This window comes from Noviluteimonas lactosilytica (assembly GCF_020866925.1).
Taxonomy (GTDB): Bacteria; Pseudomonadota; Gammaproteobacteria; order Xanthomonadales; family Xanthomonadaceae; genus Noviluteimonas; species Noviluteimonas lactosilytica.
This window is the reverse complement of the sequence record NZ_JAJGAK010000001.1, coordinates 496744-507430: the sequence shown is the minus strand read 5'-3', so window position 1 is coordinate 507430 and position 10687 is coordinate 496744. Positions and strand designations below refer to the sequence as shown.

At 67.7% G+C, this 10687-nt stretch carries 11 protein-coding genes and 1 tRNA gene; 3 read left to right on the top strand and 9 right to left on the bottom strand.

The window, feature by feature from the left end; all coding sequences use genetic code 11:
* Window positions 1–3: 3 nt before the first annotated feature.
* The 5 genes from LK996_RS02490 to LK996_RS02470 form a co-directional block, all read right to left on the bottom strand.
* Window positions 4–618: a Hemin transport protein gene (locus tag LK996_RS02490; protein ID WP_230525597.1), complete on the bottom strand. Its 615-nt coding sequence runs from the start codon at window positions 616–618 to the stop codon at window positions 4–6.
* Window positions 619–776: 158 nt separating this feature from the next.
* Entirely contained in the window at window positions 777–1121 is a 345-nt protein-coding gene (locus tag LK996_RS02485; protein WP_230525596.1) for a hypothetical protein, read from the bottom strand.
* A gap of 37 nt (window positions 1122–1158) precedes the next feature.
* Entirely contained in the window at window positions 1159–1890 is a 732-nt protein-coding gene (locus LK996_RS02480) for a hypothetical protein (RefSeq protein ID WP_230525595.1), read from the bottom strand.
* 70 nt (window positions 1891–1960) lie between these two features.
* Window positions 1961–2239, bottom strand: coding sequence for a hypothetical protein (locus tag LK996_RS02475; protein WP_230525594.1), 279 nt, complete (start codon window positions 2237–2239; stop codon window positions 1961–1963).
* 106 nt (window positions 2240–2345) lie between these two features.
* Window positions 2346–2422 (bottom strand) — tRNA-Pro (locus tag LK996_RS02470).
* Between the two features lie 124 nt (window positions 2423–2546).
* Here LK996_RS02470 and hisS point away from each other — a divergent pair.
* The 3 genes from hisS to LK996_RS02455 are packed head-to-tail and all read left to right on the top strand — an operon-like array spanning window position 2547 to window position 7074.
* Window positions 2547–3914 (top strand): histidine--tRNA ligase, encoded by a 1368-nt coding sequence (hisS, locus tag LK996_RS02465; RefSeq protein WP_255656202.1) that lies wholly within the window; start codon window positions 2547–2549, stop codon window positions 3912–3914.
* Entirely contained in the window at window positions 3911–5806 is a 1896-nt protein-coding gene (locus tag LK996_RS02460) for an HAL/PAL/TAL family ammonia-lyase (protein ID WP_230525593.1), read from the top strand. Before hisS ends, LK996_RS02460 begins: the two co-directional genes overlap by 4 nt.
* Window positions 5806–7074 carry a calcineurin-like phosphoesterase C-terminal domain-containing protein gene (locus LK996_RS02455; RefSeq protein WP_230525592.1) on the top strand — a complete coding sequence of 423 codons (1269 nt, stop codon included), beginning with the start codon at window positions 5806–5808 and terminating at the stop codon, window positions 7072–7074. Before LK996_RS02460 ends, LK996_RS02455 begins: the two co-directional genes overlap by 1 nt.
* Window positions 7075–7097: 23 nt before the next feature.
* Here the strand turns inward: LK996_RS02455 and mtnC are convergent, their stop codons facing one another.
* From mtnC to LK996_RS02435, 4 genes are all read right to left on the bottom strand, one after another.
* Window positions 7098–7802 carry an acireductone synthase gene (mtnC, locus tag LK996_RS02450; protein ID WP_230525591.1) on the bottom strand — a complete coding sequence of 235 codons (705 nt, stop codon included), beginning with the start codon at window positions 7800–7802 and terminating at the stop codon, window positions 7098–7100.
* Complete coding sequence (locus LK996_RS02445) at window positions 7799–8362, bottom strand: 1,2-dihydroxy-3-keto-5-methylthiopentene dioxygenase (RefSeq protein ID WP_230525590.1); 564 nt, start codon at window positions 8360–8362, stop codon at window positions 7799–7801. Before LK996_RS02445 ends, mtnC begins: the two co-directional genes overlap by 4 nt.
* Window positions 8359–8997, bottom strand: coding sequence for a methylthioribulose 1-phosphate dehydratase (locus tag LK996_RS02440; RefSeq protein WP_230525589.1), 639 nt, complete (start codon window positions 8995–8997; stop codon window positions 8359–8361). The genes LK996_RS02445 and LK996_RS02440 overlap by 4 nt, the downstream gene beginning before the upstream one ends.
* Before the next feature lie 133 nt (window positions 8998–9130).
* A complete protein-coding gene (locus LK996_RS02435) occupies window positions 9131–10657 on the bottom strand; it encodes an amino acid permease (protein WP_230525588.1) in 1527 nt (508 codons plus the stop codon).
* Window positions 10658–10687: the final 30 nt, after the last annotated feature.

Here is a 10687-nt window from a genome sequence, read left to right as displayed (position 1 = left end):
GAGTCAGAGAGGGGTTTGCAGCGGAAACGCGTGGTGCTGGCAGCAACAGTCGAAGCCGTCGCTCGTCAGGCCCTCGCGTCGCGCGATGCGCGCGGCAATCGCGTTCCCGAACGGGGACAAATGGGTGCGCTCGGCGCCGATCGAGGCACCGCCGTCGCCCGCATCGCGGAAGGTGAGGATGTCGGCGCGCCAGTGTTTGCGGCGAAGGCGCCAGACGAGGCGATACCAGCGCGCGCCGTGTCGCGCGCCGTCGCTGCGCGCGCGGAGCGGTGCTGTCAGAGCGTCCCAGCCGAGGAAGTCGCTGTCCGGCAGCAGGTAGAGGCGCCAGCAGACGCGGCCCTGGGCGTCGAAAAAGTGGATGGCCTCGCACGGGCCGTCGCAATCGACGCGGCACACGACTTCGCAGTGCGAAGCCTGGGCCCAGCCAGACAGGGCGCCCCCGGGCTGGACGCGGTAAAGGCACAGGACCGGGCCGAGGGAGGCGAGTTGCGCGGAGGTGGGCAGCGCCCGGGGCGCTACCTCTGAAACCTGCGTTGTCCGCGCATGCCACATCATCGAAGTGACGCCCTGTCCTTGTTCGATGCAGATGATATTGATTCGCGTTTGCGCGTCAAGCACCTGAAACGAAAAGACAAGCGGGAGCGGCGTGCCGTCAAGAGAGGGAAGAGCTCCGCAGGAGCGGCCGCGCAGGAGCGCTTCCCCGGGAGCCCTCCCCCCGGGGCGCTCGCTCGGGATCGGTCAATTCAGGGACGCTTGGCCACCACCATCCAGGCCAATCAGGGCGCGGGCGAGAGCATCACCTTGCCGAGGTCGATCGCGAACTCGCCCTGGTCGAGCGGCACGTTCTTGGCGAGCGGCGCATAGCCCTCGCACGCGACCAGTACGTCGTACGCCGCCGCGCGTTGCGTCACGGAGAACGATTCCTGGAAGTGGCCCTGCACCTTGCGCGTGAAGTCCGCGGCGTTCGGTGCGTCCTTGAATTGCGGAAGCGCGACGGTGCAGTTCGCGCGGCCGGGCGCGGGCTCGAGGATCTCGCCACGCAAGGTGAGGTAACCATCCCTCGGCGCGCACGCGCCGAGCAGGGCGGCCGCGCCGATCAAAGCCAGGCAAGCTGCGCGCATCGAAGCCCCTCCCATGCCGGTTTGCCGGGAGTATGCGCTAGCGGAACGCGATTTCGCCCAGGGCGATCGACACGATCGTCGGCTCGGGTTCGGTGCTTCCGTCGGGCTTGCGTCGCAACACCCAGCGCTTCGTCGGCACCGCGATCCCCGACACCGCGACATGGTCGGAGACGTAGTGGGCCGCGGGCACGCCGCCCACGATATCGACGTCGTAGTCATGGCGACGGAGCAGTCGGTCGGCATCGAAGTAGAACGTCTGCACCGTGCTGTGACTGGGCAGATCCGCGGGCAGGGTGACCTGCAGGCGACGCCAGGTTTCGCCGTCCTCCTGCCAGGGCGCGAGTTCTTCGGTGACCACGCCGTTCAATGCGAACAGGAAGGGCGCGTTGAGGTAGGTCCACATCGCGTAGCCGGCGAAGTACGCAAGTTGCAGCGGCGTCCAGGGCGTGTCGAGTCCATGCCCCTGGAACGAATCGCGGGGTTGCAGGAGTTCGGACGTCACGTTGCCGTCGGCGTCTTCGATCGCGACGCGATGCGGCTCGAAAGACGTTCGCAGGTGCGGCGCCGTGAAGGGAGCGTGCGACGCGCGCGGTTCGCGCAGCTGCACGCGCACGAACACATCGTCGAGGACGCCCGCCTGTTGCTTGAGCGGCCATAGCGCGCCGCCGGCGCGCAGGTGCGCGGTCGCGGTGTCGAACCGGTTCCATCGATCGAGGCCGCCGTAACGCTCGATGACCTCGTTCGCGAGCGGCACAATGTGGTTGGCCATTCCCGCATTCGAGCCGAGCCGCGCCGATGCCGGCCATCCCCGGGTCGGGTGACGCAGCGGGTTCGAAAGGTCAGCGACCGGTGCGCCGGTGCCGCTCGCGCTCGATCACGGCCTCGAACAAGTCGAGTGTGCGCACCAGTTCGCGTGCATGCGCTTCGTTGATGGTCGGATGGCTCGGGCGGTGCACCTGGAGCGAGGCCTCCAGCGCATCCAGGTCCGGATGCGTCTCGATGACGCTCACCATCAGCGTCTGCACGGCGTCGTTGTGCCCCAGCGCCCGGGAAGTAACCACGTCGAGCCGCGCCATGCGCTCGGTCAGTTCGGCGACGTTGCGACGCAGTGCTTCCATGACCCGCCCCCGTGAGTTGTGAGGCCGAGCTTACCAAGGGGGTGGCCCGTGGATTTCACGCACGAAAAAGCCCGCGCGAGGCGGGCTTTTCATGATCGGCAAGATTTGGTCGGGGAGACAGGATTCGAACCTGCGACCTCTACGTCCCGAACGTAGCGCTCTACCAGACTGAGCTACACCCCGACAGCCGAGCCGCGAATTCTAGCGGGGTGCGCCGACGAGAGGCAAGCCTCTAGACTATGCGACCTGCGGCCGGGCGCACGGATTGGGATGCGTGCCGGCGATTTCGACCCTGGAGCCTCGCACTTTGAGCACGCCGATCAAGCCCCGCACGCCGTCGGGCGTCATGGAACTGCTGCCGCGCGATCAGATCGCCTTCCAGCGCATGCTGGACACGATCCGCCACACGTTCGAGCAGTTCGGCTTCCTGCCGGTGGAAACGCCGGTGATGGAGCTGTCGGAGGTGCTGCTGACCAAGTCGGGCGGCGACACCGAGCGGCAGGTGTATTTCGTGCAGTCCACCGGCGCGCTCGACAACGCGGGGAAGGAAGGCCGCCCGGAAATGGCGCTGCGCTTCGACCTCACGGTGCCGCTCGCGCGCTACGTGGCCGAACATGAACACGACCTCGCATTTCCGTTCCGCCGCTACCAGATGCAGCGCGTCTACCGCGGCGAACGCGCGCAAAGCGGCCGTTATCGCGAGTTCTACCAGTGCGACATCGACGTGATCGGCAAGGATGCGCTGTCGCCGCGTTTCGACGCCGAGATCCCGGCGGTGATCGCGGCGGTGTTCGAGCGCCTGGCGATCGGCGACTTCACGATCCACTTCAACCATCGCAAGTTGCTGCGCGGCTACTTCGAAGGCCTCGGCATCGGCGACGGCGAACAGCAGACCGCCGTGCTGCGCGAACTCGACAAGCTCGACAAGCGCGGCGCCGACGCGGTGCGCGCGACGCTGCTGGGCGAGGGCTACAACCTCGCGCAGGACGTCGTCGACCAGTTGATGGCGTTCTCGCAGGTGCGTTCGACCAGCCACGCCGACGCGCTGGCGAAGCTCGATGCTTTCGCGCAGGGCACGCCCTTGTTCGAAGAAGGTCGCGCCGAACTGCGCGCCGTGCTCGCGCAACTGAAGGCGCTCGGCGTCGACGAATCGCGCTACGCGCTCAACCTGTCGATCGCGCGCGGCCTCGATTACTACACCGGCATCGTGTACGAGACCTTCCTCGATGCGCACCCGCAGATTGGTTCGATCTGCTCGGGTGGGCGCTACGACAATCTGGCGAGCCACTACACGAAGTCGAAGCTGCCCGGCGTCGGCATCTCGATCGGCTTGACGCGTTTGTTCTACCAGTTGCAGAAGGCGGGCCTGGTGTCGACCGCCGCCAGCTCCGTCGACGTGCTGGTCGCGTTGATGGACGACGCGATGCTGCCCGATGCGCTCGCGCTCTCGCAGCGCCTGCGCGCGGCGGGCCTCAACGTCGAAACGCAGCTGGAGCCGCGCAAGCTCGCCAAGCAATTGCAGTACGCCGATCGCGCCGGCATCCGCTTCGTCGCGATCCGTGGAGAAGACGAAGCCACGCGTGGCGTGGTCGCCGTGAAGGACATGCGCAGCGGCGAACAGCTCGAACTCGCCGAAGCCGACTTGCCCGCGAAGTTGCAGGAGACCGCCCGATGAGACCCGTTCGCCTCGATGGCGTTTCCCTGACCCAGCGCACGCTGGTCGAAGTCGCGCACGGCGCGCCGGTCGAACTCGACGCGACCGCGCTGAAGGCCGTCGCGCGGGCCGCCGAATTCCTCGCCGAGCAGGTCGCGCGCGAAGAACCGATCTACGGTGTGTCGACGGGCTTCGGCAGCAACGCCGACAAGCTGCTCGGCGCGCGTCCGCTGCGCGACGACGTGGCGGGCGCCGCGCCCTCCGGTCGTTCGCTGCATCGCGAACTGCAGGACAACCTGATCGTCACGCACGCGGTGTGCGTCGGCGAACCCTTCGCGCCGGAAGTCGTGCGCGCGATGTTGTGCATCCGCATCAACACGTTGCTGCGCGGACATTCGGGCATTCGCGTCGAAACGCTGCAATCGATGGCGGCGATGCTCAATGCCGGCATCGTGCCGATCGTGCCGCAGCTCGGGTCGGTCGGCGCGTCCGGCGACCTCGCGCCGCTGTCGCATCTTGCGATCGTGCTGCTCGGCGGCGGCGAAGCCTTCGTCGACGGCGAACGCGTGCCGGGCGCCGAAGCGCTGCGTCGCAAGGGCCTGCACCCGGTGTCGCTGTCGTACAAGGAAGGCCTCGCGCTCAACAACGGCACCGCGCAGATGCTCGCGACCGGTGCGCTCGCGTTGCAGCGCCTCGGCGAGTTGATCGACACCGCGGACATCGCCGCGGCGATGACGATCGATGCGTTCGCCGGCCGCCTCGGCGCCTTCGCCGAAGAAGTGCATGCGCTGCGCCCGCATCCGGGCCAGGTGCAGGCGGCTGCGCAACTGCGCGCGTTGCTCGCCGGTTCGACGCTCGCCGACATTCCGTATCACCTCGTGCCGAAGTTCCGCACGTGGTCGCCGGGTGCGTGGGATGACGGCGCGGGCGAGGTGCCTTTCGATATCGGTTGGGACTGGGTGCCGTTCACCCAGCGCCACGGGCGCGAGAAGTTCTACAACCGTTTCCGCCCGTTCCGCGGTGGCAAGAAGCACCAGCCGCAGGACAGCTATTCGCTGCGCTGCATTCCGCAGGTGCACGGCGCGGTGCGCGATGCGCTCGAACAGGCGCGCCGCGTGTTCGACGTTGAACTGAACTCGGTGACCGACAACCCGCTCGTGTTCCCCGACGCGCAGGCCGAGCACGTGGAAGAGCAGGTGATCTCCGCCGGCCATTTCCACGGCATGCCGCTCGCGCTCGCGATGAGCTACGTGAAGGCCGCGATCCCGGTGCTCGCATCGATCAGCGAACGCCGCCTCAACAAGCTCGTCGATCCGGCGACCAGCGACGGCCTGCCGCCGTTCCTCATCGGCAACGAAGACGGCACCGAGTCGGGCCTGATGATCGTGCAGTACACCGCCGCGGCCATCGTCAACGATCTCGCGAGCCGCGCGATGCCGGCGTCGGTCTATTCGATCCCCACCAGCGCGAACGCCGAAGACCACGTGTCGATGGGCGCGAACGAAGCGCGCCACGTGCTCGCGATGGTCAGCGATCTCGGCAAGGTGCTGGGCCTGGAATTGATGACGGCCGCGCAGGCGCTCGACCTGCGTCGCGACATGATCAACGCGGCGCGCGCGCTGGCCGACAACGTCGACGCCGATGCGTTCGCCGCCAAGGTGCACGGCGGCCCGATGCGCGACGACAACGAGCGCGCGCGCTTCCTCGCCGAAGTCGACGGTTTGCGCGCCGAACTCGCCGCCGCCGATGCGTTCCACCCGGGCCTCGCGGTGCAGGCCGCGCACGCCGCGATTCGCGCGCACATCGATCCGATGCGACGCGATCGCGCGCTCGACGGCGATGTCGCGATGGCCGTGCGCCTGGTGAGCGAGAACATCGTGCTCGACGCCGCGCACGCGGCGTTGGTCGGCTGATGCGCGCGCGCTGGTGCGCGGCGCTGCTGGTCGCCGCGGCCGCGTTCTCGCCGCTGCACGCGGAAGAGGGCGCGACAGGCGCGCAACGCTTCCTCGTCATCGGCGACCCGCAACCCAAGTCCACGGCGGACGTCGACTACTTCCTGCGCGACATCATCGAACCCGCGATGCCGCTGGCGAAGCAGAGCGCCGCCGCGATCGTCCTCGGCGACATCGTCGACGACGAGCCCGCGCTCTATCCCGGCGTGAAGGCCGCGACGAAGCGCCTCGGCATTCCGATGCTGTTCGCGCCCGGCAACCACGACGTGGACGCCGGCGCGCAGTCGGACGCCGATTCGCTGCGCAGCTTCCGCAAGGCGTTCGGCGACGACACGTTCCTGCGTAAGTACGACAACGCGAACGTGCTCGTGCTCGACGACGTGGTCGTGCTGCCCGGGCAGACGCCGGGATACGTCGGCGGGTTGCGCGAGGATCAGTTCGCGAAGATCCAACGATGGTTGAAGGATTTGCCGCGCGACAAGCTGCTCGTCGTGGGCGCGCACATCCCGTTCTTCGATACGTCGACGGTGCAGGGGAAGGAGTCGTTCCGCGCCGTGGATCGCGAGCGCCTGTTCGCGCTGCTCCAACCCTTTCCGCACGTGCTCCTGCTGAGCGCGCACACGCACAACCAGCGCCATTACTTCCACGGCGAGAAGGAAAGCTGGAAAGGCGCCGCGCCGCTGCACGAATACAACGTCGGCGCCGCGTGCGGTGCGTTCTGGTCGGGCGTGGCGGATGCGGCGGGCATTCCCGATGCGACGATGAGCGACGGCACGCCCAACGGTTACGCGACGCTCGATGTGCAGCGCGACGGCACATACGCGCTCGCCTGGTATCCCGCGCGCGATGCGGCGGGGACGCAGATCGCGTTGCACGCACCGAAGGTCCTGCGCCGCGATGCGTACCCCGCATTCGGCGTGTACGCGAACGTCTTCATGGGCCACGCCGGCACGCGAGTGGAATATCGCATCGACGATGGCGACTGGATGCCGATGCGCCGCGTCGTGGAGCCGGATCCGCGATTGCTCGCGGAGAACGCGCGCGACGACGCGGCGGACACATTGCGCGGGTTCGATCGCTCGCCGGAGGCGACGCCGTCGACGCACCTGTGGCGAGGCACGCTGCCGACGAAGCTCGCGGCCGGCGAACACACGGTCGAAGTGCGTGCCTTCGACGAATGGCGCGGCGAAGCGACTGCGAAGACGACCTATCGCCTCGAGGCGCGCTGACCCATGCGCAGCGTGCAGCGCAATCAGGTCAGCAGATCGTCCGGAATCCCTGCGAACGTCTCCACGCGCACATGCCCATGCGTCGCATCGCCGGTGCGCGGCGACGGGTAATCCTCGCGGCGGTCGAGCAACACCGTGCGCATGCCCGCATCGCGCGCGGCATCGAGCTCTTCCACGATGTCCGACAGAAACAGGATGTCGCCCGCGTTGCCGCCGTACTCCGCGGCGATGCGGCGATAGCTGTCGGCATCGCGCTTGTGGCCGACCGCCGTGTCGAACCACGCCGAGAACATCGACGTCAGGTCACCCGCATCCGTGTGTCCGAACAACAACTTCTGCGCGGGCACCGAGCCCGACGAGTACACCGCGAGCGGATGCCCCGCATCGCGCCACGCGCGCAACGCGGGTGCGACATCCGCGTACAGCGGCGCGGTGAAGTCGGCGTTGCGGTAGCCCGCGTCCCACACCATGCCTTGCAGCGCCTTCAGCGCGGTGTGCTTGCGGTCTTCGTCGATCCAGCCCTGCAGCGTCTCGACGATCATGTCGTCGCTGCATACGCCGCCGTTCTCGAGGGCCACCTGGTCGAGCCAGCGACGCACTTCGGGATCGTTCCCGCGTTCGCGCACGAAGCCCGGCAGCGCGCGGCGCGCGTACGGGAACAGCACGTCGCGCACGAAGGAGATGCTGCTGGTGGTGCCTTCGATGTCGGTGAGGATGCGGACCGTCATGCGTCGCGCGCCTGGCCGACTTCGAAGCGCGGGAATCGCTGCGCGATGTCCGTGCCGGTGAAGTGGCCGACCCAGCCGTCCGGTTCGGTGAAGAAGCGGATCGCGACGAAGCTCGGGTCCGGCCCCATGTCGAACCAGTGCGTCATGCCGTCGGGCACGGCGATGAGATCGCCGGCTTCGCACAGCATCTCGTAGACGCGACCGTCGACGTGCAGCGTGAACAACCCCGAGCCGTCGACGAAGAAGCGCACCTCGTCTTCCTTGTGGAAGTGTTCGTCGAGGAACTTCTTGCGCATCTCCGCGCGGTTCGGATTGTCGGGCGCGATGCTCACGACATCGACGGTGCGGAAGCCGCGATCGGCGACGAGGCGATCGATGTCGGCCTTGTACGCGGCCATGATCGCTTCCGGCGCATCGCCGGCCTTCACCTGCTGCGCGGCGTCCCAGCGTTCGAACGCGACGCCGATCGGCTGCAACTCGCGCGAGATCTCCTCCAGCGTGCGCGCGACGACGACCGGCTGGTCGGGATGTTCTTCCTCGAAAATGCGCAGGCGGCTCATCGTTGCAGCTTCCTCAGTTCCAGTTCGCAGTCGAGCAGGAATTCGAATGCCTCCAGGTGGCGGCGCGCTTCGGCCATGTCGCGGCCCCACGCGTACAGCCCGTGCCCGTCGATGAGGTAGCCCCACATCGGCTGGCGATCGAGCAGGCAATCGACCTGCGCGGCGAGCGTGTGCATGTCCTGCGAGTTGGGCAGCACGGGCACGACGATCTCGGTCTCGTGCGTGTGGTTGCCGTGGAAGGCCTTCAACAGCTCGTAGCCTTCCAGTCGCAGGGATCCGGCGCCCGCGTACAGGCGCGAGGCGATGGTCTGGTTGCGCGAGTGCGTGTGCAGGATGCAGCCGACATCGTCGAAGCGCTTGTAAAGCTGCGTGTGCAGCAGCGTTTCGGCGGAAGGCCGGTGGTCGGTGGCGACCGGGTTGCCGTCGAGGTCTACGACCATGATGTCGTCTTCGGTGAGTCGGCCCTTGTCGCGACCCGACACAGTGATCGCGGCGTGCTGGTCGTCGATCCGGCGCGAGAAGTTGCTGCTGGTCGCCGGCGTCCATCCGGCGGCGGCGAGCTCGCGCACGTTGCCGATGATTTCGGCGGCCGCGATGCGCAGCGCGTCGCGGTCGTAGGGGAGGGGGGCGTTCATGCAGCGGAGTTTACCCGGTGCGTGTTCAGCCGCCGCAAACGTCTTGGAAACGTGCCCGCAAGAAGATCGTGCCCCGCAAAAGGAAACGGCGCGGTTGCCCGCGCCGTTCCAGGTGAAGCGTGTGCCGTGCCGGTTACGGGCCGGTGTTCGGGCCTTCCTGCACCAGCGGATCGGCCGTCAGCGGCGACGGCGCGGCGGCGAGGCCGTGCAGCTTCGCCTCGTTGCCCGGGGCCAGGTGGCTGCGACGGCGGGCGTAGATGAAGTACACGACCAGGCCGATCACCGCCCAGATGCAGAAGTACTTGATCGTCGGGTTCCAGCCGAGGCTGAAGAACAGCAGGACGCAACCGGCCATCGCGAGCGGGCCGACCAGCCAGACCAGCGGCGTGCGGAACGGACGCGGACGGTTCGGCTCGGTCTTGCGCAGCACCATCACGCCGGCGGCGACCATGAAGAACGCGAACAGCGTGCCCGAGTTCGAGATGTCGGCCAGCATGCCGACCGGGAACATCGCGGCGAACAGCGACACGAAGATGCCGGTGATCCAGGTCACGACGTGCGGCGTGTGGAAGCGCGGGTGCACGGCGGAGAGCTTCTCCGGCAGCAGGCCGTCGCGCGCCATCGTGAACAGGATGCGCGTCTGGCCGAAGATCATCATCAGCACCACCGACGGCAGCGCGACGATCGCGGCGATCGCGACCGCGTTGCCGACCTTCGGCCAGCCGATTTCGCGCAGCACGAACGCCAGCGGTTCCTTGCTGTGCGACAGCGCGCCACCCGGCTGCGCGCCGACGGCGCCGACCGCGGCGTAGGCCACCAGCAGGTAGAACACGGTGCAGATCGCGAGCGAGCCGATCAGGCCGATCGGGATGTTGCGGTTCGGGTTCTTGGTTTCTTCCGCGGCGGTCGACACGGCGTCGAAGCCGACGTACGCGAAGAAGATCGAAGCCGCCGCGCCGAGCACGCCGACGCCCGAGAGCGGGGTGCCCCAGCCGTTCGGCATCATCGGCACGAAGTTCGAGTGCTCGACCATCGGAATGGCCAGGATGATGAAGGCGGTGAGCGCGACGATCTTGACGATCACCAGCATCGCGGTGAACTTCGCCGACTTCGACGTGCCGATCACCAGCAGCCAGGTGATGAGCAGCGAGAGCAGGAAGGCGATGAGGTTGAACGTGCCCTTCGCGACCGTGCCGTCCGCCAGCGTGACCGTATCGCCGGGACCGGCGGTCAGTGCGATCGGTAATGGCATGCCCATCGCGTTGAGAAAGCCGTTGGCGTATCCCGACCAACCGACGGCGACCGCGCCTGCGGCGACCGCGTATTCGAGGATCAGCGCCCAGCCCACCATCCACGCGATGAGTTCGCCGAGGACGGCGTAGGAGTAGGTGTAGGCGGAACCGGAGACCGGCACCATCGCCGCGATCTCGGAGTAGATCAGCGCCGTCAGCGCGCAGACGAAGCCGGCGATGACGAACGAATACATCATGCCGGGGCCGGCCTTGTTGGCGGCGACGGCGGTGAGCACGAAGATGCCCGTGCCGATGACCGCGCCGATGCCGAGCATCGTGAGGTCGAATGCGCCGAGCTGGCGCGTCAACGACCGCTTGGCGGCGGTCTCCAGAATCAGGTCCAGCGGTTTCCTGCGTTCAAAGAGCATCGTGTCAATCCCCGGGGATGCGGTAGGCCA